At 64.5% G+C, this 24,031-nt stretch carries 24 protein-coding genes; 9 read left to right on the top strand and 15 right to left on the bottom strand.

The annotated features are described in order from the left end of the window. Positions 1 to 71: 71 nt before the first annotated feature. The gene (rsmI, locus tag JYK05_RS13575) at positions 72 to 953 is read left to right on the top strand and encodes a 16S rRNA (cytidine(1402)-2'-O)-methyltransferase (RefSeq protein ID WP_206467301.1); all 882 of its coding nucleotides are present in this window, start codon (positions 72 to 74) and stop codon (positions 951 to 953) included. 52 nt (positions 954 to 1,005) lie between these two features. Here the strand turns inward: rsmI and JYK05_RS13570 are convergent, their stop codons facing one another. Further along, positions 1,006 to 1,608, bottom strand: coding sequence for a septal ring lytic transglycosylase RlpA family protein (locus JYK05_RS13570; RefSeq protein ID WP_175938826.1), 603 nt, complete (start codon positions 1,606 to 1,608; stop codon positions 1,006 to 1,008). Between the two features lie 666 nt (positions 1,609 to 2,274). Here JYK05_RS13570 and JYK05_RS13565 point away from each other — a divergent pair. The 3 genes from JYK05_RS13565 to JYK05_RS13555 all read left to right on the top strand — a co-directional run bounded on the left by JYK05_RS13565 (position 2,275) and on the right by JYK05_RS13555 (position 4,123). Beyond that, a complete protein-coding gene (locus JYK05_RS13565) occupies positions 2,275 to 2,919 on the top strand; it encodes an MBL fold metallo-hydrolase (protein ID WP_175938824.1) in 645 nt (214 codons plus the stop codon). Continuing rightward, the gene (locus JYK05_RS13560; RefSeq protein WP_175938822.1) at positions 2,916 to 3,569 is read left to right on the top strand and encodes an exonuclease; all 654 of its coding nucleotides are present in this window, start codon (positions 2,916 to 2,918) and stop codon (positions 3,567 to 3,569) included. The genes JYK05_RS13565 and JYK05_RS13560 overlap by 4 nt, the downstream gene beginning before the upstream one ends. Before the next feature lie 95 nt (positions 3,570 to 3,664). Next, complete coding sequence (locus JYK05_RS13555; RefSeq protein WP_008352298.1) at positions 3,665 to 4,123, top strand: Lrp/AsnC family transcriptional regulator; 459 nt, start codon at positions 3,665 to 3,667, stop codon at positions 4,121 to 4,123. A 9-nt stretch (positions 4,124 to 4,132) separates the two neighbouring features. Here the strand turns inward: JYK05_RS13555 and JYK05_RS13550 are convergent, their stop codons facing one another. From JYK05_RS13550 to JYK05_RS13540, 3 genes are all read right to left on the bottom strand, one after another. Continuing rightward, positions 4,133 to 5,311, bottom strand: a complete 1,179-nt coding sequence (locus tag JYK05_RS13550) for a cation diffusion facilitator family transporter (RefSeq protein ID WP_206467300.1) — start codon at positions 5,309 to 5,311, stop codon at positions 4,133 to 4,135. 191 nt (positions 5,312 to 5,502) lie between these two features. Further along, on the bottom strand, positions 5,503 to 5,805 hold the full coding sequence (locus JYK05_RS13545) for an H-NS family nucleoid-associated regulatory protein (protein ID WP_159837423.1): 303 nt from the start codon (positions 5,803 to 5,805) through the stop codon (positions 5,503 to 5,505). A gap of 350 nt (positions 5,806 to 6,155) precedes the next feature. Next, a complete protein-coding gene (locus JYK05_RS13540; RefSeq protein ID WP_175938818.1) occupies positions 6,156 to 6,821 on the bottom strand; it encodes a HugZ family protein in 666 nt (221 codons plus the stop codon). A gap of 159 nt (positions 6,822 to 6,980) precedes the next feature. Between JYK05_RS13540 and JYK05_RS13535 the strand changes: the two genes are divergently transcribed. Continuing rightward, positions 6,981 to 8,204 carry an MFS transporter gene (locus JYK05_RS13535; RefSeq protein ID WP_241269811.1) on the top strand — a complete coding sequence of 408 codons (1,224 nt, stop codon included), beginning with the start codon at positions 6,981 to 6,983 and terminating at the stop codon, positions 8,202 to 8,204. Between the two features lie 59 nt (positions 8,205 to 8,263). Here the strand turns inward: JYK05_RS13535 and JYK05_RS13530 are convergent, their stop codons facing one another. Further along, positions 8,264 to 9,409 (bottom strand): branched-chain amino acid ABC transporter substrate-binding protein, encoded by a 1,146-nt coding sequence (locus JYK05_RS13530; RefSeq protein ID WP_159837420.1) that lies wholly within the window; start codon positions 9,407 to 9,409, stop codon positions 8,264 to 8,266. A 534-nt stretch (positions 9,410 to 9,943) separates the two neighbouring features. Here JYK05_RS13530 and JYK05_RS13525 point away from each other — a divergent pair. Further along, positions 9,944 to 10,648 carry a dienelactone hydrolase family protein gene (locus JYK05_RS13525; protein ID WP_206467299.1) on the top strand — a complete coding sequence of 235 codons (705 nt, stop codon included), beginning with the start codon at positions 9,944 to 9,946 and terminating at the stop codon, positions 10,646 to 10,648. Positions 10,649 to 10,681: 33 nt separating this feature from the next. Here JYK05_RS13525 and JYK05_RS13520 read toward each other — a convergent pair whose 3' ends face one another. Together JYK05_RS13520 and JYK05_RS13515 are read right to left on the bottom strand one after the other, a co-directional pair. After that, a complete protein-coding gene (locus tag JYK05_RS13520) occupies positions 10,682 to 10,864 on the bottom strand; it encodes a hypothetical protein (protein ID WP_175938812.1) in 183 nt (60 codons plus the stop codon). Between the two features lie 208 nt (positions 10,865 to 11,072). Then, the gene (locus JYK05_RS13515; RefSeq protein ID WP_175938810.1) at positions 11,073 to 12,338 is read right to left on the bottom strand and encodes an MFS transporter; all 1,266 of its coding nucleotides are present in this window, start codon (positions 12,336 to 12,338) and stop codon (positions 11,073 to 11,075) included. A gap of 324 nt (positions 12,339 to 12,662) precedes the next feature. Between JYK05_RS13515 and JYK05_RS13510 the strand changes: the two genes are divergently transcribed. From JYK05_RS13510 to JYK05_RS13500, 3 genes are all read left to right on the top strand, one after another. After that, positions 12,663 to 12,875, top strand: a complete 213-nt coding sequence (locus JYK05_RS13510) for a hypothetical protein (RefSeq protein ID WP_175938808.1) — start codon at positions 12,663 to 12,665, stop codon at positions 12,873 to 12,875. A 77-nt stretch (positions 12,876 to 12,952) separates the two neighbouring features. Further along, a complete protein-coding gene (locus JYK05_RS13505; protein ID WP_206467298.1) occupies positions 12,953 to 13,987 on the top strand; it encodes a serine/threonine protein kinase in 1,035 nt (344 codons plus the stop codon). 158 nt (positions 13,988 to 14,145) lie between these two features. Continuing rightward, positions 14,146 to 14,868, top strand: a complete 723-nt coding sequence (locus JYK05_RS13500; RefSeq protein ID WP_206467297.1) for a PepSY-associated TM helix domain-containing protein — start codon at positions 14,146 to 14,148, stop codon at positions 14,866 to 14,868. A 31-nt stretch (positions 14,869 to 14,899) separates the two neighbouring features. Here JYK05_RS13500 and JYK05_RS13495 read toward each other — a convergent pair whose 3' ends face one another. From JYK05_RS13495 to JYK05_RS13460, 8 genes are all read right to left on the bottom strand, one after another. Continuing rightward, positions 14,900 to 15,919, bottom strand: coding sequence for an XdhC family protein (locus tag JYK05_RS13495; RefSeq protein ID WP_206467296.1), 1,020 nt, complete (start codon positions 15,917 to 15,919; stop codon positions 14,900 to 14,902). Next, a complete protein-coding gene (locus JYK05_RS13490) occupies positions 15,892 to 16,443 on the bottom strand; it encodes a CoxG family protein (protein WP_175938799.1) in 552 nt (183 codons plus the stop codon). The genes JYK05_RS13495 and JYK05_RS13490 overlap by 28 nt, the downstream gene beginning before the upstream one ends. Further along, positions 16,434 to 17,657 (bottom strand): VWA domain-containing protein, encoded by a 1,224-nt coding sequence (locus tag JYK05_RS13485; RefSeq protein WP_206467295.1) that lies wholly within the window; start codon positions 17,655 to 17,657, stop codon positions 16,434 to 16,436. Before JYK05_RS13485 ends, JYK05_RS13490 begins: the two co-directional genes overlap by 10 nt. Beyond that, complete coding sequence (locus JYK05_RS13480; protein WP_206468297.1) at positions 17,633 to 18,529, bottom strand: MoxR family ATPase; 897 nt, start codon at positions 18,527 to 18,529, stop codon at positions 17,633 to 17,635. Before JYK05_RS13480 ends, JYK05_RS13485 begins: the two co-directional genes overlap by 25 nt. Beyond that, positions 18,529 to 19,335, bottom strand: coding sequence for a xanthine dehydrogenase family protein subunit M (locus JYK05_RS13475; RefSeq protein WP_206467294.1), 807 nt, complete (start codon positions 19,333 to 19,335; stop codon positions 18,529 to 18,531). The genes JYK05_RS13480 and JYK05_RS13475 overlap by 1 nt, the downstream gene beginning before the upstream one ends. A gap of 11 nt (positions 19,336 to 19,346) precedes the next feature. Beyond that, positions 19,347 to 21,755 (bottom strand): xanthine dehydrogenase family protein molybdopterin-binding subunit, encoded by a 2,409-nt coding sequence (locus JYK05_RS13470; protein WP_206467293.1) that lies wholly within the window; start codon positions 21,753 to 21,755, stop codon positions 19,347 to 19,349. 52 nt (positions 21,756 to 21,807) lie between these two features. Continuing rightward, positions 21,808 to 22,284, bottom strand: a complete 477-nt coding sequence (locus JYK05_RS13465) for a (2Fe-2S)-binding protein (protein WP_175938789.1) — start codon at positions 22,282 to 22,284, stop codon at positions 21,808 to 21,810. A 284-nt stretch (positions 22,285 to 22,568) separates the two neighbouring features. Then, on the bottom strand, positions 22,569 to 24,011 hold the full coding sequence (locus tag JYK05_RS13460; RefSeq protein ID WP_305869038.1) for an amino acid permease: 1,443 nt from the start codon (positions 24,009 to 24,011) through the stop codon (positions 22,569 to 22,571). Positions 24,012 to 24,031: the final 20 nt, after the last annotated feature.

Here is a 24,031-nt window from a genome sequence, read left to right as displayed (position 1 = left end):
TCGGCGGGCAGGCCGAAGCTCGCGTGGCAAAATGACGTCCTCTCCTCTTTGCTCTACGCCCGCCCGCGCACATGCTGCAAATCACTGAACTGGCCGCCGGGCAGCAGTATCCGGCGGGCGCGCTGTACGTTGTCGCTACGCCCATCGGCAATGCGGCGGATATCACCGTGCGCGCGCTGCATGTGCTTTCGCTCGTCGATCGCATCGCCGCCGAAGACACGCGCAACACCGCGCAACTGCTCGCACGTTACGGCATCTCGAAGCCGTCCATCGCCGTGCACGAGCACAATGAACGCAGCGCGGCCGAGCGCGTGATCGAGCATCTGCGCAGCGGCGAGCGCGTCGCGTGTGTATCGGATGCAGGCACGCCCGGCATTTCGGACCCCGGCGCGCGTCTCGTCGATGCCGTGCGCGCAGCCGGCCTGCCCGTGGTTCCGCTTCCGGGGCCGAGCGCGGTCGTCACCGCATTGAGCGCGGCGGGCGCGTGGGTCAACGGCTTCACGTTCGTCGGCTTTCTTCCATCGAAGGCAAAGCAGCGCGCCTCGCAATTGCGCACGCTCGCGCGGCATCCGATGGCGCTCGTCTTCTACGAAGCGCCGCATCGCATTGTCGAAACGACGCGCGCGCTCGCCGATGCGTTGGGTGGCGAGCGGCAGCTTCTGATCGCACGCGAGTTGACGAAGCTACACGAGAGCCTGCATCGCTGCACCCTGGCCGAAGGGCCAACGTGGCTCGAAGGAGATGCCAATCGTCAGCGCGGCGAGTTCGTGCTCGTGGTGGAAGGCGCGCCGGAAGCGGGGGATGCCGAGGACGCGCACGATGCGCTGCTTCTCACGCTGCTGGAAGAGTTGTCGGTGAAAAGCGCGGCGCGGATCGCGGCGACGCTCACGGGCGCGCCGCGCAATGCACTCTACGAGCGCGCGCTGCGGCTCAATAAGCCTGCGCAAGAATGAAAACGGGCCGTCGAAAGACGGCCCGTCGAGAATCACATGAGCGAGAAAAAGCTCAGTTCACGCTGTCATCCGCGAGCGACTGCGACTGCTCGCGCGCCGCACGCGCTTCCTGCTGCGTGAGGCCTTCGATCTTCACTTTCTGCGTGCCCACGCCGCGCATACCGAGCGCGGCGGCGGCGGCATACGACAGGTCGATCACGCGGCCACGCACGTAAGGACCGCGATCGTTGATCTTCACGACGACGGTCTTGTGATTCGACTCGTTCGTCACGCGCACCCACGATGCGAGCGGCAGCGTGCGGTGGGCGGCGGTCATCGCGTTCATGTCGAACTTCTCGCCGCTCGCCGTCTTGCGGCCATGAAACCAGCGGCCGTACCACGAAGCCTTGCCCTTCTGCTCGAACGTGCCGACGTCCGGGCTGTCCGTGATCGGCTGCGCGTCGGAGAGCGACTGGCTCTTGTTCGCATTGTCGGCCGGAACCGTGCTCAGGTTCGTGTCGAATGCGAGCGGCGCATTCGAGCGGGCACTTGCCATGCTAATAGTAGGCGTGGTCTGATGATATGACGCGACATCGCCCGAACCGGGCGCGGCGCAACCTGCCAGGACGCCGACAGCGAACAGGCTTGCGATATGTCGAATGAATCGAGCATTCATAGGCGGTTACCAACGGTAAAAGGGCCGCCGCGCCGCGCCGGTGAGCGCGCGTCAGGCAGCCAAAGGCTTGTCCGCGCAAAGCAGCGCGCCGCTCGCGTAAGCGAACGGCAGACTGATGCTCGGATGCGGCGTACTCGTGCCGCAAACGCCCGGTTATCGTTCACGTCTGGCGCAACCTGTCCCCGGCAGCCTGACCAGACCCCACATGCCGCCATCGAACGTGGCATCACGCTCGTGCCCGCCTCGACCACGAGACGGCGCAGGAACGGCGGCGTAGGCCCCATCCAGCGTGACGGCGGCAAAGGCCATCGAACGGACGCGCAGCGCCCGGCTGGACAAGACGTGTGCACCTACAAGAAGGTGCGTTGAGTTGCAGTTGCGAGGCTTTTGGCCCCTAACAGCTTACTGATGGCGATTGTAAAAACGCACTGGCATTTCGGCAGTCGCCCATTGACGGCATGACCAAACTCATGCACTAGTGAGCCCATTATACAAAAAAAGCGGGGTCTGGCTGCGCCGACTGCGGAAATCGTCATTGATTCTGCCTATGGGCGCAAGAATTTCCGATTGCGACAGTCTTTTCCAAGCGTCCGCGCGCGACCGTCGCGGCTTCCGAGCGGCCGGTACAATGAACGTTTTTACAGGCGCCGTCCCCCGGACAGACCGATGAAAGTCACTCTCGTTCCCGTCACGCCGTTCCAGCAGAACTGCTCTATCGTCGTTTGCGAAGCGACGCGCCGCGCGGCCGTCGTCGATCCGGGCGGCGACATCGAGCGGATCATCGCGGAGGTGGATCGGCAGGGCGTGACGGTCGAGAAGGTGCTGCTCACGCACGGTCATCTCGATCACTGCGGCGGCGCGAAGGCGCTCGCGGATCATTACGGCGTGCAGATCGAAGGGCCGCAGAAGGAAGACGCGTTCTGGATCGATCAGTTGCCGGCGCAATCACAGCGGTTCGGCTTCGCGAACGCGCAAGCATTCACGCCCGACCGATGGCTGGAAGACGGCGAGACCGTGCAGTTCGGCAACGAGACGCTGGAAGTCTTCTTCTGTCCCGGCCACACGCCGGGGCATGTCGTGTTCTTCAGTCGCGAGCATCGGCTTGCGTTCGTCGGTGACGTGCTGTTCGCCGGCTCCATCGGCCGAACGGACTTTCCGCGCGGCGATCACGCCGAGCTCATTCGTTCGATCCGCGAGAAGCTCTGGCCGCTCGGCGACGACGTCACCTTCGTTCCGGGCCACGGCCCGGCATCGACCTTTGGCGAAGAACGCCGCACGAATCCGTTCGTGCGCGATGGAGTCGCCGCATGAACGCGATCCCCGAAATCTACGTCAGCACGGACGTCGAAGCAGACGGCCCGATTCCCGGCCCGCACTCGATGCTGAGTTTCGCGTCGGCAGCGTACACGGCCGACAAGCAACTCATCGCCACCTTCTCCGCGAATCTCGAAACGCTCGAAGGCGCGGCCCCGCATCCGGTGCAGGCCGCGTGGTGGAAGACGCAGCCCGAAGCGTGGGCCGCATGCCGGACCGATCTGCAGAAGCCGGAAGTGGCGCTCGTGAATTACGTCGAATGGGTCGAGGCGCTGCCGGGCAAGCCCGTGTTCGTCGCTTATCCGGCGGGCTTCGACTTCACGCATATGTTCTGGTACATGATGCGCTTCGCCCAGCGCTGCCCGTTTTCGTGGTCGGCGCTGGATATGAAGACGCTCGCCTTCGCCATCACCGGCCTGCCGTATCGGAAGGCGATCAAGCCGCGCTTGCCGAAGCACTGGTTCGACGACTTGCCGCACACGCATGTGGCGCTCGACGACGCCATCGAGCAAGGCGCGCTCTTCTGCAACATGCTCGCGGATCTGCGCCACTTGCAAGCGACTTTGGCTTCAACGAAAGCGGCAGCGAGCGCTGACGAACCGACGGAAGATCATCCTGAAGGTAAAACACCGCCCGCAGGGCAGTGAGTTAGGGAATCTCCCTCGTTGCGCCCGCGTTGCATTGCGCTTCCTTTCTGGGGCCTCTACCATTGGAGTCAGATCGCGACCGAACGGAGGCGCAGTTGACTCTCGATACATTCTCACAAAAAATCCTGCGTCTTCTGCAACTGGATGCGCGGCGCTCCGTTCAGGAAATCTCCGATCAGGTCGGGCTGTCGAGTACGCCGTGCTGGCGGCGAATCAAGGACATGGAGCAGTCCGGCGTCATTCAGCGTTATACGGCGCTGCTCGACCGTGAAAAGCTAGGACTGCACGTCTGCGCGCTCGCGCATATTCATTTGACGCGCCATACGGAAGGCGGCGTCGAGCAATTCGAGCGCGAAATCGCCACGTGCCCTGAAGTGACCGAGTGCTACAGCACGACGGGCGAATCCGATTACATCCTGAAGATCGTCGCGCCCGATATCAAGGCGTACGACGCGTTTCTTCACGACCGCATCTTCAAGATTCCGGCGGTCGCGCAAGTGCGAACGAGCGTCGTGCTCCGCGAAATCAAGTTCGACACGCAATTGCCGCTTTAACCGCGCGCCTTATTCCGAGGCGTTTCTCGCGCGTTGAGGCGCGGCCACTTTCACAGCCTGCGTCACGCGAATCTGACGCGCGCCCAGTCGTTGCCTGAGCGCGTCCAGATTTAAGTTAGCGAGTCGGGGAGCCGTCTCGCTCTCTGCCGCGTATGGCAAAACGATCTCCACGTCGAAGCCGCGCTTCAGATAGTGCAGGTTCAACGTATCGACGGATAAGCCCTGCTCTGAAAACGCAGCAGTCACCGCCTTCGTCACCGTCGAACGCAGCGGAAAGTTGCCGGGCAGCGGATTCACCGCATCGCTTTCCGGATCGACGTGAATGAGGGCGTCGATTACGCGCGAATCGGCCAGGATATGCGCCCGCGCGGATTCGGCGATGTAATGACCCTCCGACACGGAGATCAGCGGGTCCACAAGAATGTGCGCGTCGACAATGGCGAGATCGCCCATTTTGCGAGTGCGCAACTCGTGCACATCACGCACGCCGGGCGTGCCCAGCAAAATGCCGCGAAAATCCGCCGTGGTCGTTTCATCCAGCGCGCGATCGGAAAGGTCTTGGAGCGCATCCCATGCGAATGTCCATCCCATTCGGCCTACCAGAAAGCCGACAAGCGCCGCCGCGATGGGATCGAGAATCCGAAACCCTGCGATACTGCCGACGATGCCGAGCGCGACGACAAGCGAAGAAGCCGCATCGGATCGCGCATGCCACGCATTCGCGACGAGCATTGCAGACCGCACGCGTTCGGCCGCGCGCAGCATATAGCGAAACAGCGCCTCTTTGGAAACAAGAACGATTATGGCGACGACCAAAGCGCTCGCATGAACCGGCGGTATGTCGCCGAGATTCATGATGCGCGCGCCCGCACGCCATAACATGCCGACGCCGACGGCAATCAGTAATCCGCCGAGGAATAGCGACGCCACGGTTTCGTAGCGGCTATGGCCGTAGTTATGATCCACGTCCGGTACGGCCGCCGCCTTTCGGTTCGCAATCAGAACGACGAGATCCGAAACGATATCGGCGAGTGAATGGACGCCGTCCGCAATCAAAGCCTGCGAATGCGCAATCAGCCCGACCGCGAGTTGGGCGGACGTGAGCCCGCTGTTAAGCGCGATACTCGTCCAGGTCGTGCGAACCGCGACATCGTGCTTCTCAGTGGCATGCGCCGTCGAAAGTGTCATGTAAAGTGCTCGTGGTGTCCATTGACAGCATTTTAACAGGCACCCGGCGCTTCCGCTTTTAAATCAACGACTTAATAACGCGACGCATTCTCGCCGAACGATTAACTGATTGCAGTGAAAGAATAGCGCGGCGGAAACGAAAAGGCCGCGCCTTTGGGCGCGGCCTTTTCATGTTTCGACTGAAGCGTGACTTATTTGCCGATCAGGAAACTATCGCGATCCTGACCCGCAATCCACTTGGGCGGCTTACCGCGGCCGGACCAGGTGCTGCCGCTCTCGGGATCGCGGTATTTCGGCGCGACACCCGTGCGGCTGCGTGATGCCTTAGCGGCTTTCGCACCCCGGCCACCGGCCAATTCCTGAAGCGTGATGCCGTAATCGGCCATTTTCTGCTTGATCTCATTAAGTACTTCGGCGTATTCGCGCGACTTCGCTTCTTCGATCTGACGCTCGAGAGACTCGCGCTGTGCGAGCAGTTCCTTGTATGAAGGCATGGCAAATCCCTAAGTGGTGTATTGGCTTGCGAGTCGAGTGCTCGCTCTTCGGTTATCAGTATAGCCTCGGACTGAATCGCAGATTAACACATTTCCGCTAAATAGCGGCATAGACGGATTGCGATTAATTGTATTGGCTAATTACTCGTAACATTTGCCGACTCGCGCGCCGTTTCTGAACGCCGGCGCACTGGCCAAAATCGCCGGATTCACTGTCCGATGCGCGTGAGAATGGCATGAGACGGAAACACCACCCCTCCAACGCATCAAAATTCGCATCAGATGGCAGTTTCTCGCGCAGTTTCGTGGCTCAGGCACAGCGTAAAGCGCCGCAGAAGTGTCAAGGCGCTCTATGCATGGCGTTCGAAACAGTCTATGAGCGCGGCTTTCAGTTCTTCTGCACTCAGCTTGGGTTTATCAAACGTAAAACGATTGCGTGCGCCTGAATCAAGCAAATCGCAGCCATACCGGTCTATCCCCAATAATCGGATGTCGGCGGGCCGGCTTGCAAGCGTGTCGGAGAATGCGCACAGCGCGGCTTCTTCGTCGTCACTCAACGGTTCCAGAGGATCGATTTCATTTCCGTCGAGCCAGCCCATCGCCCCGAAGCCGCCGATATAGCGCATGCGCTCTGTCGACAGTACCCAGAAAGCGAAGTCGCCTAATGCCAGATAACGCGCCGCATCCGGGTGATAGCGCAGATATCGCCGCGCCAGTTGTTCGTGATCCGATTTTGCCGCAGGTTCGAACGTGCCCAGCAAGGTCAGGCGCTGACCTTCCAGGACGCTTGCGCCATTGGCATGCGCGACGAGAAAGCCGGCGCGCGGATCGGCTTGAAGATTGCGCGTGTGTTCCGCGAGGTGACTGATGAGCAACATCGGCGCATGACGCGCGGTAAGCGCGAATGGCAATGCAGTCGGATAAGGAAAGCCGGCCGGATCGCGCGAATGAGTCGCGAGCGTTCCTTCCGAAACACGATGCAGCAAATGAAGCGGCGCTTGCGGCGGGATATTCATGAAAAGAGGTCGACAAGTGAACTGCCGAAAATGGTAAATCAGCGCGGTCAGCGTGTCTCCTGGCCGTTCGATAGAATCGTAAGCTCTCGCGAAAGGCGGCATGATCGGCGGTTGTCCCACGTCATTGCCGCCGCGCGCCACTTTTCCAACGGCTCAACCGTGTCCGACTCGACTTCCGCTTCTTCCACCCGCGAGTCCAACCCATCGCTCGCGGTGCACCGCAGTCTCCCTCAAGCCACGCGCCAGCGCGCCCGCTATGCCACGATGGCCGTCTTCTTCATCGCCGGCATGATGTACGCGTCGTGGGGCGTCCATGTCCCGACTGTGCGCGACAAGTTCGCGCTCAGCCCCGGCATGTTGTCGCTCGCGCTGTTCGCGGTCGCCGGCGGCTCCATTTTCGCGATGATCACCAACGGATCGTGGATCGCGCGCGCCGGCACGCGCACGGCGTGCATGGCGGGCGGCATCGCGATGACGGCATGCGGCGCGCTGATTCTCGTCGTGCCGTCTTTCTGGCTGCTGCTGATCGTGCTCGCGGTGTTCGGCGCGGGCATGGCCACGCTCGATGTCGCGATGAACGCCGAAGCGAGCGCCGTCGAAGAAGCGCTCGGGCGGCCGATCATGTCGTCGCTGCATGGCATGTTCAGCATCGGCGGGATGGCGGGCGCGGCAATCGGCGGCACGCTCCTCGCGCACGGGCTCGCGCCGGCGGCGCACCTGGCGCTCGCGGCGGGCACGAGTCTCGTCGTGCTGCTGGCCTCGATGCCGTCCGTGCTGCCGCACGTGCCGCATCACGAGGCGCACGCGAAGGCGTCGTCGTCGAATCGCTGGCGCTCGGGGGCGCTGTGGGCGTTGGGCGGCCTCGCGCTCGTCGCGCTGATCGCGGAAGGCGCCATGTACGACTGGGCCACCGTCTATATGCGTGATGTCGTCGAGGCGTCGCCTTCGTTGTCGAGCGCCGCGTACGCCGCATTTTCCGGCGGCATGGCGGCCGGGCGTTTCGGCGGCGATGCGGTGCGCGCCCGCTTCGGCGCGCCGCAGCTCGTGTTCGGCAGCGCGGGGCTCGCGTTCGTCGGCATGGTGATGGCGCTCGTCGTGCCGAACGCGTTCGTCACGATGACGGGCTTCACGCTCATGGGCCTCGGGCTCGCGAACATGATGCCGGTGCTCTTCGCGGCGGCGGCGCGCGTCGAAGGCGTGACGGCCGCCGAAGGGCTCGCGCAGGTCGCGGGGCTTGCGTACTTCGGTTTGCTGCTCGGGCCGGTGCTGATTGGCGGCGTCGCGCAGGTGAGCACGTTGCCCATCGGCTTGTGCGTCGTCGCGGCGTGCTGCGCGGCGATCGCGCTGATCGGTCCGCGCATCCTCAGGCGCCTGGAGATATAAAAAAACGCGCGGACTTTCGAAGGTCCGCGCGTTCTTCCCGGGCTCACGCCCAACCGCAATTACATCTTGACGACGTCGAGCAGCGTCTTCTTGCCTGCCTTGTAGTCGTACAGCGAGATCACGCCGTGCTTCAGATCGCCCTTCGAATCGAAGGTCGTCTGGCCGATCACGCCCTTGTAGTCCGTGTTCGGCATCGCGGCGAGGATCTTGGCCGGATCGACCGAGTTCGCGCGCTTCATCGCGTCGACGATGATGTACACGGCGTCATACGTGAACGGCGCGTAGATCTGGATCGGCTGGCCGAAACGCTTCTGATACTTCGCAGCGAATGCCTGACCGCCTTCCATCTTCTCCAGCGCCATGCCTGCTTCCGAGCACACGACGTTATCGGTCGCGTCGCCGGCCAGGTCAGCCAGCTTTTCCGTGCAGACGCCGTCGCCCGCGAGCACCTTCGCGCGCAGGCCGAGCTGCTTCGCCTGCTTGGCGAACGGGCCGCCGGTCGCGTCCATGCCGCCGTACATCACGGCGTCGGGGTTCTCGCCCTTGATCTTCGTCAGAATCGCGCGGAAGTCGACGGCCTTGTCGTTGGTCGCGTCGTGCGAAACGACCTTCAGACCCAGCGACTTCGCGGTCTTCTCAAACTCGTTCGCGAGGCCCTGGCCGTACGCGGTCGAATCGTCGACCACGGCGACGCTCTTCACCTTCAGGTTCTTCGCTGCGTAGTTCGCGAGCGCCGGGCCTTGCTGCGCATCGGTCGCGACGACGCGGTACGTCGTCTTGAAGCCTTGCTGCGTGTAGGTCGGGTTCGTTGCGGACGGCGAGATCTGGACGATGCCCGCGTCGCTATAAATCTTCGATGCCGGGATGGACGTACCGGAGTTCAGGTGGCCGACCACTGCGACGACCTTGTCGTCGACGAGCTTCTGCGCGACTTGCGTGGCGGTACGCGGGTCGGCTGCGTCGTCTTGCGGGTCCAGTTGCAGGGTGATCTTCTGGCCGCCGATGGTGAGACCCTTCGCGTTGATCTCTTCGACTGCGAGCCGCGCGCCGTTTTCGTTGTCCTTGCCCAGGTGAGCGATACCGCCGGTCAGCGGAGCGACGTGACCGATCTTGACGACCTGGTCGGCTGCTGCGGACGTTGCCAACGTAGCGAACAGCACGGCTGCGGCGCTGATCGGCAACACTTTGTGAAGCTTGGTGTTCATGTAAGTCTCCAGTTTCGGTCCCAAAAACAACGTAATCGCCCTGTGCCCCGTCTTTCATCACGATCGCTCAGTCCCGTGGACGACCACGCCGGATGCATCATATTGCACTTGGCAAGTCCTTCCGGCCGGCTGTTTGTGGCAGCCGCCATCCGCACCGCGCGAGAAGTGTAGGGTTGTCAAATTAATTTAGGGAAGTTTTTTAAGATACTGGTGTGACTACCGATTAACGGCCAGTTGAGAACGCCGCCCGTTTGTGGTGGCGATTGCGCCGCGAGGCCCAACCGATGCGGGTTTCGGCCCGGCCTTTACGTCCTCTGCCACTCTGCCGATAATCGCGCGCCGCGCGTCGCCATTAGCCGGTTTCAAAAGCCGTTTAACGCTTGGCTTTAGGCATGCGCCTCTAAAAATCGCCTGCCCGGTCAATCCGCGTGCCTGCTTCCCGCCAACGACTGACCGCGCTTAGGCGGCTGAAAGGGAAAGCTGGCAAACTCACTCGCCTGCGTTCTTATAGTCAACCAAGCAAGGAGCATCGACGTGACCGTAACCGTGACTTCCCGATGGATCGACATTCCCGCCGACGGCGGCAGCTTCCAGGGCTACCTCGCGCTGCCCAAGACGGGGACGGGGCCTGCCGTGATCATCCTGCAGGAGATCTTCGGCGTGAACGCGCATATCCGCAGTGTCGCCGATCAATACGCCGCCGATGGCTATGTCGCGCTCGCGCCCGACGTTTTCTGGCGCACGCAGCCGCGCGTCGAGCTCGGGTACGAAGGCGCGGATCGCGAGAAGGCGATGGAACTGCTGCAAAAGACCGACGTGGATTCGGCCGTCGCGGATGTCGGCGCCGCTGCCAAGGCGTTGCGCGCGCTGCCGGAAGTGAGCGGCAAGGTCGCCGCGATCGGCTATTGCTTCGGCGGCCGGCTCGCGTATCTCGCGGCGGCGCAAGGCTCGGTGGATGCGGCCGTCGCGTACTACGGCGGCGGCATCCAGAATCAGTTGGATAAGGCTGATCAGGTGAAAGCGCCGATCCAGTTCCACTACGGCGAACTCGACGCGCACATTCCCGCCGACGCCGTCGATGCGGTGCGCCAGCGCTTCGCCGGCCGCGCGGACTCGGAACTGTACGTCTACCCGGCCGCCGATCACGGCTTCAACTGCGGCGATCGCGCGTCGTATAACGCGAAGGCGTCGGCGCTCGCGCACGGCCGCACGCTGACGTTCCTCGGCCAGCACCTGTAAGTAGCGAACGCGCGCGGCGCACGCCGCGCGCCGTCATATCAGCGCGGGCAAGCCCTCGACCAGCAGGAACGCGACGAGCACGCCGACGAGCGCCCCGCACGCTCGCAGCACATTGTTCTTGAAGTGCGATGCGCACGGAATGGCGCCTAAGAACAGCGCGCCGGCAAGCGCCATCGGGATGACCAGAATGAAATCGCCGATCGTGAAATACGTCATGGTGCGTCTCCCATCGTCCTGCTTTTCTTGCTCGAATCGTGCCGGCGCAAATGTGCGCATCGACGATTCGAGTATAGGCGGCGGGAGAAAGCGCGTTGCGCCGTCGTCGCGAAACAGGGTTCGCTGAAAACGCCGGAGCCTTGTGACAGAAGGCTCCGCAGCCCGCGTTATTAAGTGGACGCGGTAAAACCCTTAGTTTCGTCCGATTTCATTCTGCTTTCGACGGCGCGCGGATCAGCGCCCGTTCGCGGCCGTTCAGATACGCCGCAGCCGCGACGCCGATCACGAGCAGTCCCGCGATCAACCCGACCACGCCCGGCCAGCCGAAGCCGGTCCAGAAGTGCCCGCCATACGATCCGATCAGGCTCGATCCCAGGTAATACGCCAGCAAATACAGTGCGGCGGCCTGACCTTTCGCCTGCGTCGCGAGCCGGCCGACCCAGCCGCTCGCCACCGAATGTCCCGCGAAGAAGCCGAACGTGAGGCAAGCAATTCCGCCGATGATCACCGGCAGCGACATCGAAAGCGTCAGCGCGATGCCGGTCATCATCAGCACGATCGCGGCGATCAGCACGCGACCGCGGCCGAAGACATCGGCCATCTTGCCCGACCACGGCGACGCGACCACGCCCGTGAGATATACGGTGAAGATGGCGCCGATCTGCGTCTGATTGAGCCCGAACGGCGCGCCCAGCAGCCGATAGCCGACGTAGTTGTAGACCGTGACGAAGCTGCCCATCAGCACGAAGCCGGTCAGAAAGAGAAACGGCAGCCCGCCGTGCTGCAAATGCCCGACCAGCGAACTGCGGTGATGCGAGAACCCGACGCCGCGCCGCGGCTTGAAGCGTCGCGACGGCGGCAGCAGCGACCGGAACGCCAGCGTCGCGAGCAGTCCGAGCACGCCGATGCCGCCGATCGCCACGCGCCAGCCGAAGAAGTCCGCGAGCACGCCGCTGATCACGCGCCCGGCCATGCCGCCGATCGCCGTGCCGCCGACGTAGAGGCCCATCGCGAGGCCGAGTCCTTCGGGATGCACTTCTTCCGCGAGATAGGCCATCGCGACGGCCGGCACGCCGCCGAGCGCGAAGCCTTCGAGCGCGCGCACGAAAAGTAGCGCGTGCCAGTTCGGCAGCAGCGCCGCGATGACCGTCAGCACCGACGACGCGAGCAGCGACAGCGTCATCAACCGATGACGGCTCCAGCTTTCCGAGACGAATCCCGCGATGAAAATAGCGACGGCCAACGCCGCCGTGCTCACCGACACCGCGAGCGCACTGACCGCCGGGCTGACGCCGAAGCCCTTCGTGAATTCGGGAAGCAGCGGCTGCACGCAGTACAGCAGCGAAAAGGTCGCGTAGCCCGCGAAGAGCAACGCGAGCGAAGCGCGCCAGTAGGCCCGCGAGCCGCGCTCGAGGTAAAGATCCGCAGGCGCGGGCGGCACATCCTTGCGCTGCGGCGCGGGTGATGCGTTCACGAATGAAGTCTCCGCTTAAAACCGAAACCCTCAACGATACGCCGTCCGTCAGGGTTTTGCCGGATGCAGCGGCGCATTCCATGTGCCGCAGACAGCAAACAAGCGTCGAACGTCTGCGCTGGGCAACATATCGCGGCATTGGGCATCGCGTTTGCGCGTTGCCATAGGCTAAAGTAAGCGCACAATCGTTCATGAAAGCCGCGCAGGTCGCGCTTCCCGCAACAAAGACGCGGCGATTGTCTGGTGCACGCGCCGTCGCAAGCGCGTGCTGTTGGAACATATGACCGGCGTCTCATCGAGCCGGCATGGAAACGGGGTTTCATCATGCAAATCGGTTCGATTGTCCGCTCCGTGCATATTGCCGTGCCTCACGGCGCTCGCGGCATCGTCATGCGCATTCTCGGCGACATGGCCATGGTCGCGTGGTACGCGGGCGAGCCCGGCGTCACGAAGCTCCTGAACACGGAGCCGTTCTTTCTCGAAGACCTGATCGATACGGGCGATATCGTGCGCCCGTCGAACTCGGTCGTTCATTGAGCGGCGTTGTGCCGGCGACCCGAGCGCCGAGTTGAAGCGACTCTGATGCCTGCCGCCGGAAGGCGCACAATGCCGGAATGAACTCAAATCCTTCCGACTCCGCCGGCGTCCCCGCTTCCGACGCCGCGCCGCCCTTCGCCGGCCTCACGCCCGAGCGCGTGCTCGACGCCGTGGACAGCGTGCTCATGACCGCCGACGCGCGCACGGACGGCCGGCTGCTCGCGCTCAACAGCTACGAAAACCGCGTGTATCAAGTGGGCGTCGAAGACCGGCCACCTGTCATCGCGAAGTTTTATCGGCCGGAGCGCTGGTCGAATGAAGCGATTCTCGAAGAACACGCGTTCGTCGCGAGCCTCGCCGCGCGCGAGATTCCGGCGGTTCCGGCACGCGTCCTTCAAGGCGCGACGCTCCACGAATTCGAAGGCTTTCGCTTCGCCGTCTTCGACCGGCGCGGCGGCCGCGCGCCCGACCTCGACAACCGCGAAACGCTCGAATGGCTCGGACGCTTTATCGGGCGCATTCACGCCGTCGGCGGCATCGAGCCGTATCGCGAGCGGCCGACGCTCGATATTCAAACCTTCGGCTTTGAGCCGCGCGAGTTCCTGCTGACGCATGGCTTCGTGCCCGACGACGTGCGCGAAGCCTACGAGCGCGCAGTATCGATGGCGCTGGACGGCGTCGCGCAATGCTTCGAGCGCGCCGGTGACGTGCGGCATCTGCGCATGCACGGCGACTGCCACCCGAGCAACGTGCTGTGGACGGACGCGGGCCCGCATTTCGTCGATTTCGACGACAGCCGCATGGGACCGGCGATTCAGGACTTGTGGCTTCTGCTGCCGGGCGGCCGCGCCGAAGCGTCGCGTGCGCTCTCCGACTTGCTCGCAGGCTACGAAGATTTCTGTGACTTCGACGAGCGCGAGTTGCATCTGATCGAGGCGCTTCGCACGTTGCGGCTGATCCACTACGCCGCGTGGCTCGCGCGCCGCTGGAACGATCCCGCGTTCCCCGCCGCCTTTCCGTGGTTCAACACGCAGCGTTACTGGGAAGACCGCATCCTCGAGTTGCGCGAGCAGATCGGCGCGATGCAGGAAGGGCCGCTCTGGCCCGTCTGAAATTTTTGGTGACGAAGCGGCGTCTTTACGCCGCCAGAAAGCATTGTGTCAGGCGTTTCGGCGTGCAATGATAACGATTCTCTTTTGCTCGCCGTGACCGACCGCGCGTCGGTTAGGGCGTGGCGTTGCCGACGAACCCGCCGACTCCGGAGAGACGCTTGAACGCGCCTGACACCCTCACCCCGCCGCCGACGAGCGGCACCGATCGACACCGTCCGCAAGGACGCCCCATGAACGACGCCGAAGAAGCCGCGCGCAAGAACCGCTCGCGCCGCTCGACGTTTCTGAAATGGCTGCGCAAGGTTCACGGCTGGGTCGGCTTATGGGGCGCGCTGCTCGGGCTTTTATTCGGCGTGACCGGCTTTTTGCTCAACCACCGCGCGCCGCCGCTGCGTGTCTCGACCGGCGAGCCGCAGGTGTCGCAGATGCAACTTCCGCTGCCCGCGGGCGGTTTCAAATCGCCGCGCGACATGGGCATGTGGCTCAAGAAGGAACTGAAACTCGACGGCAACGTCGGCCGCACGCGGCGCGAGCCGGCGCATCCCGTCGGCTGGGGCGACAAGAGCACGATGCAGCCCGAACAATGGTCGACGATGATTTCATCGCCCGGCAGCAGCGTGATGGCCGAGTACTGGGTCGGCAACAACTTTGTCTCGGTGAAGCGCACCGAAAACACCTTCCTCGCGATGCTGACGAACCTTCACAAAGGCGTCGGCCTGAGCGTCGGCTGGGTGCTGCTGATCGACACGCTCGCCGGCAGCCTGATTCTTCTGTCGCTCACGGGCGTGCTGCTGTGGACCGAGCTCAACAAGCGGCGCACGGCGGGCGCGGCGATCGTGACGGTGTCGCTCGTCGCGATGATCGTGTGCGGGCTGATGTAAGCGGCAACGGCGGCGCTTTATCGTGCGGCCGTCACACGCCGCACACTTCGCCTTTTCCGGCGACTTCGCGCGCCGCCTTCGCGCCTTCCACTTGCAGCAGTTCCGGCAGCGACACGCCATTCTTCGCCGCCGTCACTTCGGCGAGAATCGATACGGCGATCTCCGGCGGCGTCCGGCTGCCGATATAGATGCCGACAGGTCCGTGTAGCCGCGCGAGTTCGGCATCGCTGAGATCGAACTCTTTCAGCCGCTCGCGCCGCGCCGCGTTATTGCGCCGCGAACCGAGCGCGCCGACATAGAACGCCGGCGTCTTCAACGCTTCCATGAGCGCGAGATCGTCGAGCTTCGGATCGTGCGTGAGCGCGATCACCGCGCAACGCTCGTCGAGCTTCATGTCCATCACGGTGTCGTCGGGCATGGTGCGGACGATGGTCGTGCCCGGCACGTCCCACTCGTCGGTGTATTCCTCGCGCGGATCGCACACGGTCACCTGGTAGTCGAGCCCGACCGCGATGCTGCACAGATAACGCGACAACTGCCCCGCGCCGATCACGAGCATCCGGTAGCGCGGACCGTGAATGGTCAGCAGCTTCGCGCCGTCGAAGAGCACGCCGTCGGTCGCCTGCGCGGGTTCGAGGCGCGCGGCGCCCGTCGCCATGTCGAGCGTGCGCGCGACGAGCCGCCCGCTTTCCACTGCCGCGCACAGTTCCGCGATGCCGCTCTCGCGCGTGAGCGGCTCCAGCACGAGCTGGATGGTGCCGCCGCACGGCAATCCGAAGCGATGCGCTTCCTCCGCGCTGATGCCGTATTTCACCGCTTCCGGCTTCGACTGCTCGATGCCCCGCTGCCGCACGCGGTCGATCAGATCGTCTTCGATGCAGCCGCCCGACACCGAGCCGACCACATGGCCGTCGTCGCGCACCGCGAGCATCGCGCCTTCGGGCCGGGGCGACGAGCCCCACGTCTTCACCACCGTGACCAGCAGCGCGCGATGCCCTTCTTCGAGCCACCGCGCGCTGTTCTTCAGGACTTCGAGATCCACGCTGTCCATGATTTCTTTCCTTTCTCTTCCTTGTCGGCGTCGGCCGGTTCGTCCGCGACGCCGTTCTGTTCTTGCTGCGCTTCGCCTGCGCCCTGCAACTTCGCGCCGAAACGCTTGAAGAACTCACCCGCGATCTTACGCGCTGCGCCGTCCACGAGCCGCGAGCCGATCTGCGCGAGCTTGCCGCCCACCTGCGCGTGCGCGCTGTAGGTGAGCTTGGTCGTGTCCGCGTCCTCGCCGGGTTCGAGGTTCACTTTGGCCGTGCCTTTGCTGAAGCCTGCCGCGCCGCCCTGTCCTTCGAAGACGATCGTATAGGTATGCGGCGCGTCGATATCCGTCAGTTCCATGCGTCCCTTGAAGCGTGCCTTGACCGGGCCGACAGCGGCAGTCATCCCGACGGCATAGGCATTTTCGCCGTCCGCTTCGATGCTGTCGCAGCCCGGGATGCAGGCTTTGAGCATGGCCGTGTCGTTGAGCGCCTCCCACGCGCGATCCTGCGGCACCGGCAAGGTATGCGTTTCGGTCAGTTCCATTGCGTGTGTCCTCCTGGCATTCGGGGCGCGCCGCGCGCGGAAAGCGCCGCCATTTCCCGCCCGACAGCGGCCAGGCTGTCGAGGTTGTGAGCCGCGAGCATCGCGTCGACGTGCGGCAGGATCGCGCGCACGCCTCGTGCGCGCGGCGTGAAGCCGGCAAATCGCAACAGCGGATTGAGCCACACGAGCCGATGCGCGAAGCGCCTGAGCCGCGCCATTTCGGCATCGAGCACGTCGATGGCCTCGTGATCCAGCCCGTCGGTGACGATGAGCACCGTCGCGCGGCCCGTCAGCACGCGACGCGCCCAGCGCCGGTTGAATTCCGCGAGCGCCGCGCCGATGCGCGTGCCGCCGGACCAGTCCGCGACCTGTTCGCCGAGCGCGGTCACCGCGACATCGGGATCGCGCTCGCGCAACGCGCGCGTCGCGTTCGTGAGCCGCGTGCCGAAGAGGAACACCTGCAAGCGCTCGCGCGATTGCAGAAGCGCGTGACAGTAGTACAGCACGGCGCGCGAATACGCGCTCATCGAACCGGAGATGTCGAGCAGCAGAACCAGCGGCGGCCTGCGTTCCACCGCCGCGCGATACTTCCACACGGACCAGTCGCCGCCCGCGCGAACCGCTTGCCGCGCGCTCGCGCGCAAGTCCGCGTGCGTGCCGCGCGACGCCGCCTTGAGCCGGCGCGTCGGCTCGGTCGCGAGCGGCAGCCGGTGCGCGCGAATCTGATGCCGCAACGCGCGCCATTCGTCGGCGGTGAGCGTGTCGAAATCGCGATGACTCAGGCGCTCTTGCGCGCTGAACGACAGCCGCGCGTGCGTCTCTTCGGCCTGCGCTTCTGGCGGCGGCGTTTCACGCGTGTCGGTGCGCGTGGCGAGGGCATCGGCGAGACGGTTGTTGCGCTTCGGCGGCGGCGCAGCGCTTTGAATCTTCGGCAGCAGAAGCGCGCGCAGCTTGCTTTCCCAATCGGGATCGCGCCAGAACAGGTCGAACGCCGAGTCGAAGATCTCGCGCTCGTCGCTCGCATGAACCAGCAGGCACGCGAGCGCCGCGCGCACGTCGTCGCGCCGGCCGAGGTCGATGAAGCGCAGCGCGTCGAGCGCATCGACCGCCTGCGCCGGCGACATGCCGAGCCCCGCGCCGCGCAGCAAGCGCACGAAGTGCACGACGTTGCGCGCGAACGGTGGCATGGTCACGCCCGCGCCGTCGAAAGGCATTGCGCGAGCGTCGCGGCGTCCATGCGCGCGAGGTCGTCCTGATACTTCAGCAGCACGCCGAGCGTGTCCTGCACCGATTGCGGATCGAGTTCGGAGACCGACAACGCCGCGAGCGCGCGGCACCAGTCGATGGTTTCCGCGACGCCCGGCGCCTTGAACAAGTCCATCGTGCGCAACTGATGGACGAACGCGACGGCCCGCGCCTGCAACGCCGCGCCGGCCTCCGGCGCACGCGCCGCGACGATATCGAGTTCGACGTCGCGCGCCGGATAGCCGATCCACTGATACAGGCAGCGGCGCTTCAAAGCGTCGTGGACTTCGCGCGTGCGGTTGGACGTCATGATCACGAGCGGCGGCCGCGCCGCGCGCACGGTGCCGTACTCGGGAATCGACACCTGAAAGTCCGACAGCAGTTCCAGCAAGAACGCTTCGAACGGCTCGTCCGCGCGGTCGATCTCGTCGATCAGAAGCACGCGCCGCGCATTCGCCTTCGCGGGATCGGGCAACAACGCCTGCAAGAGCGGCCGCTTCAGCAGAAACTCGCCGCGATACAGCGAATCGTTCGACGGCGTTTCGCCCGCGGCTTCCGCGAGCCGCAGCGCCATGATCTGACGCGGATAGTCCCATTCGTACAGCGCGCTCGCCGTGTCGAGCCCTTCGTAGCATTGCAGACGCAAAAGCGTCGTGCCGCACAAGCCCGCCGCCGCTTTCGCCAGTTCCGTTTTGCCGACGCCCGGCTCGCCTTCCAGAAAGAGCGGGCGCTGCATCTTCAATGCGAGAAAAAGCGCCGTCGCCAGTTCGCGGCTCGCGAAGTACTGCTGCTCGCGCAGGCGCGCGAGCGTCTCGTCGATGGAAGCCGGTTCGTCGATCATCACGCCGAGAACGACAGCGCGCGTTCGATCGCGCGGCCCGCGAGCACCGGAATCAGATGCGCGCGGTAGGCTGCGCTCGCGTGCATGTCGTCGTTGAGGCCGTCGGCGGAAATGGTCACGCTGCGCGCGGACGCCACCGAGAAGTCCTTCGACAACGCCGCTTCCAGTTCGGTCGGCCGGAATGCTGAAGGCGCCGCGCCGGTCACGCCGACGCGCACGCCGTCCGCGTGCTTCGCGACGAACACGCCGACGAGCGCAAAGTGCGACGCGGGATTGCGAAACTTCTCGTAGCCCGCGCGCTCGGCGAGCGGAAACTCGACGGCGGTGATCAGTTCGTCCGGTTCGAGCGCGGTCTCGTACATGCCGAGGAAGAAGTCGTCGGTGGCGATGCGGCGGCGGTCCGTCACGATGGTCGCGTTGAGCGCGAGCACCGCCGACGGATAGCACGCGGCGGGGTCGTCGTTGGCGAGCGAGCCGCCGATGGTGCCGCGCTCGCGCACTTGTCGGTCGCCGATGCGGCTCGCCAGGTCGGCCAAGCCCGGCAGCGCGCGTTTCACGTCCGCGTTCGCGCCGACTTGCGCGTGGCACATCGCGCCGCCGATGGTCAGCTTGCCGGCATCCAGCGTGACGGTTTTCATCGACGCGATGCGCGTCACATCCACGAGCGCCGACGGCTGTGCGAGCCGCAAACGCATGGTCGGCAGCAAGCTCTGGCCGCCCGCGAGATATTTGGCGTCGCCGTTCGCCGCGAGCGCGGCCACCGCCGCTTGCGCCTCGTCCGGCCGTTGATAGTCGAATGCGTACATATCCGTCTCCGTCAGGCGGTTTGGGCGGTTTGGGCGGTTTGTGTGGTCTGCGCGGCGTGCATCGCGGTCCAGACGCGGTGCGGCGTCGCGGGCATCTGCAAGTCTTTGACGCCGAGCGGCGCGAGGGCATCGACAATCGCATTGATGACGGCGGGCGGCGAGCCGATCGCGCCCGCTTCGCCGCAGCCCTTCACGCCGAGCGGGTTGTGCGTGCACGGCGTGCCCTTCGCGGTCTCGACGGTGAAGCTCGGCAAGTCGATGGCGTGCGGCATCGCGTAATCCATGAACGAGCCCGACAGCAGCTGGCCGCTTTCCTTGTCATACACGCAGCGCTCCAGCATGGCTTGGCCGATGCCCTGCCCCAGGCCGCCGTGCACCTGACCTTCCACGATCATCGGATTGATCACGTTGCCGAAGTCGTCCACGGCGGTGAACTTCTGGATGCGCGTTTCGCCGGTGTCGCGATCCACTTCGACTTCGCAGACGTACGCGCCCGACGGATACGTGAAGTTCGTCGGATCGTAGAACGCGTTTTCGTTGAGGCCCGGCTCCATGGTTTCGAGCGGGAAGTTGTGCGGCACGTACGCGGCGAGCGAGACTTCCGCGAAGCTCTTCGTGCGGTCCGTGCCTGCGACGCGGAACACGCCGTTCGAAAACTCGATGTCTTCCGCCGACGCTTCCAGCAGATGCGCCGCGATCTTCTTCGCCTTCGCTTCCACCTTGTCGAGCGCCTTCATGATGGCCGAGCCGCCGACCGAAATCGACCGCGATCCGTACGTGCCCATGCCGAACGGAATGCGACCGGTGTCGCCGTGAACGACTTCGACGTTTTCGATCGCCACGCCCAGCCGGTCCGCCACCACTTGCGCGAACGTGGTCTCGTGCCCCTGACCGTGGCTGTGCGAGCCGGTGAACACGGTGACGGAGCCGGTCGGATGCACGCGCACTTCGCCTGCTTCGAAGAGCCCCGCCCGCGCGCCGAGCGCGCCCGCAATGTTCGACGGCGCGAGCCCGCACGCCTCGATGTAGCACGAATAGCCGATGCCGCGCAGCTTGCCTTCTTTCTCCGACTGCGCGCGCCGCTCGGCGAAACCCGCGACGTCCGCCAGTTCCAGCGCGCGGTTCAGGCACGCGTCGTAGTCGCCGGTGTCGTAGGTGAGGCCAACGGGCGTCGCATACGGAAACTCGCGTATGAAGTTGCGGCGGCGCAGTTCCACCGGATCGATGTTGAGCTCGCGCGCCGCCGTCTCGACGAGCCGTTCGACCACATACGTGGCTTCCGGACGGCCCGCGCCGCGATAGGCATCCACGGGAACGGTGTTCGTGAACACGGCCTTCACTTCGGCGTAGATGGCGGGCGTGGCGTACTGGCCGGCGAGCAGCGTCGCGTAAAGCACGGTCGGCACCGACGACGCGAACGTCGACAAATACGCGCCCATGTTCGCCGTCGTGTGGACGCGCATCGCGAGGAACTTGCCGTCATTGTCGAGCGCGAGTTCCGCTTTGGTGACGTGATCGCGGCCGTGCGCGTCGGAGACGAAGGCTTCGGAACGCTCGGCGGTCCATTTGATCGGACGCCCGACTTTCTTCGATGCCCACGTCAGCGCTACATCTTCCGGATACAGGAAGATCTTCGAGCCGAAGCCGCCGCCTACGTCCGGCGCAATCACGCGCAGCTTCGATTCCGGCAGCGACAGCACGAACGCCGCCATCAACAAACGCTCGACGTGCGGATTCTGATTGGCGACATAGACCGTGTAGCTGTCGTCGTGCTTCGAATAGCTCGCGTTGACGGCGCGCGGCTCGATGGCGTTCGGCACGAGCCGCTGATTCACGATGTCGAGCGTCGTTACATGCGCGGCCTGCGCGAACGCGGCGTCGGTGCGCGCCTTGTCGCCGTGGCCCCAGTTGTAGCAGACGTTGTTCGGCACGCTGTCGTGCACGAGCGGCTGGCCCGGGTCGGCGGCGCTGCCCGTATCGACGACAGCGGGCAGTTCTTCGTAATCGACTTCGATCAGTTCGAGCGCATCTTTCGCTTCCTTCACCGATTCCGCGACGACGAGCGCCACCTGATCGCCCACGTGCAGCACTTTGTCGTGCGCGATGACGGGATGCGGCGGCTCGTGCATCGGCGAGCCGTCCGTGCTGTGGATCAGCCATCCGCACGGCAAGCCGCCGACGTTCTCGCCTGCGAGATCCTTGCCGGTGAACACGCCGATCACGCCCGGCGACGCCAGCGCCTGCTCGGTATTGATACCGCGAATGCGCGCGTGCGCATGCGGCGAGCGAAGGAACACGCCATAGCTTTGGCGCGGCAGCACGACGTCGTCGGTGTACTGGCCCGCGCCGGTCAGGAAGCGATAGTCTTCTTTGCGCTTGACGCCAGCGCCGATCAGTTTCTGTTGCTCAGGGGCATTCATCGCGGTCTCCGTGATAGGCGCGATTCGTGGTGTCGAAAAGGGAACGAGGGAATCAGGCGCCCGCTTTCATGTTCTGCGCGCCTTCGAGGACCGCCTTCACGATGTTGTGATAGCCCGTGCAGCGGCACAGATTGCCGTCGAGCTGATCGCGGACTTCTTCCTCGGTGAGATCGGGCGATTCGGCTGCGAGCGCGCTCGCGCTCATCACCATGCCCGGCGTGCAGAAGCCGCACTGCAGGCCGTGGCATTCCCTGAACGCCGCCTGCATCGGATGAAGCTGGCCGTCTTTCGACATGCCCTCGATGGTCGTCACGCTCATGCCGTCGGCCTGCGCGGCGAGAATGTTGCACGATTTGATCGCGCGGCCGTCGAGATGAACGGTGCACGCGCCGCACTGCGCGGTATCGCAGCCGATATGCGTACCGGTCAGCCCGAGGTTTTCGCGGAGAAACTGAACGAGCAGGACATGCGGTTCCACCTTCGCGGTCACGGGTTTGCCGTTGACCGTCAGGCTGATGCTGAGCGTCATTACTGTCTCCTTGTCGACCGCGGCGGGCTTTGCGCCTCGCTACGGTCCTTGCATGATTGCAAGGGGATGGACCAGCCTTAACGTCACTCGGGTCACGCACGTCGCCACGTCTCTACCTGCCCGCGCGTCGCGTCCGGCTGGAATTTCGTGTTATGTGTACGGCGAGTAAAGCACAAATCAGCGGGCGTCGCTATTAGGCGCACGCCCGTGCCGCGCCCGCGACGGACGAAAAAAAACGCCGTCCCGAGGGACGGCGCTCTTTAGCCGAACGATCAGACAAACGCTCAGTGCGTAACGGTTTCGCGCTTCGCGGCCTTCGCGCTCGCGGGCTGCGCCTGAACGCGGCCCAGCGCCGAATGACGGCGCGAGTACACGAAGTAAATCACGAGGCCGATCACGAGCCAGACGACGAACGCAATCCACGTCGTCGCCGTCAGGTTGAGCATCAGGAAGAGGCACGACGCCACCGCGAGAATCGGCACGACGGGAACGCCCGGGCAGCGGAACGCGCGCGGCAGGTCGGGATGCGTGCGGCGCAGGATCAGCACGGCGATGGAGACCATCGAGAACGCGGCGAGCGTGCCGATGTTGATCAGCTCGGCGAGCACGTTGAGCGGCACGAGCGCGCCGATCAGGCCGAAGAAGCTGCCGACGAGCCACGTCGTGAAAAACGGCGTCGCAAAGCGCGGATGCACGCTCGAGAGTTTGGCGGGGAGCAGTCCGTCACGCGACATCGCGTAGATGATGCGCGTCTGGCCGTAGCTCATCACGAGAATCACGGTGAGCATGCCGAGCACCGCGCCGAGGTCGATGAAACCCGCCACCCAGTTCTGCCCCGCCACTTGCAGCGCGTACGACACCGGATGCGAGATGTGCGCGAACTGCGCTGCCGGCACAATGCCCGTCACGACCGCCGCCACCGCCACGTACAGCACCGCGCACACCGCGAGCGACGAAATGATGCCGATGGGCAGATCGCGCTTCGGGTTCTTCACTTCCTCGGCCGCGGACGACACCGAATCGAAGCCGATGAACGCGAAGAACATAACCGCCGCCGCGCCGAACACGCCGGACCAGCCGTGCGGCATGAACGGATGCCAGTTCGCCGGCGTGACGTGGAATACGCCGACCGCGATCACCAGCAGCACGACCGTTACCTTGATCGCGACCATCACGTTGTTGATGCGCGTGGATTCCTTTACGCCGATCGACAGCAGCCACGTAATGACCATCATCACGAGGAACGCGGGCAGGTTGAAGTACGTGACGTGGTCCGGCAGCGCGCCGGGCGCGGCGGTGAGCGCCGTCGGCAGGCTGATGCCGAAGCCCGACAGCAGCGATTGCAGATAGCCCGACCACCCCACTGAAACGGCGGACGTCGCGAGCCCGTATTCGAGCATCAAGTCCCAGCCGATGATCCACGCGGCCAGTTCGCCGAGCGTCGCGTACGAATACGTGTAGATGGAACCGGCGACCGGAATGGTCGACGAAAACTCCGCGTAGGCGAGCGCGGCGAAGCAGCAAGCGATGGCCGCGACGATGAACGACACCATCAGCGCGGGTCCGGCCTGCACGGCGCCGGTGCCCGTGAGCACGAAGATGCCGGTGCCGATGATCGCGCCGATGCCGAGAAACGTCAGGTCCAGCGCGCCAAGCGTTTTCTTGAGTGACGTGCTGTGCGCGCCGGCCAGCATGTGCTCGATGTTTTTCTTGCGGAACAACGACATTGCGATAAGTCTCCATGCGG

It is taken from the genome of Caballeronia sp. M1242 (assembly GCF_017220215.1).
Taxonomy (GTDB): Bacteria; Pseudomonadota; Gammaproteobacteria; order Burkholderiales; family Burkholderiaceae; genus Caballeronia.
Note: the sequence above shows the minus strand (reverse complement) of the source record. Positions and strands in the feature narration are given on the sequence as shown.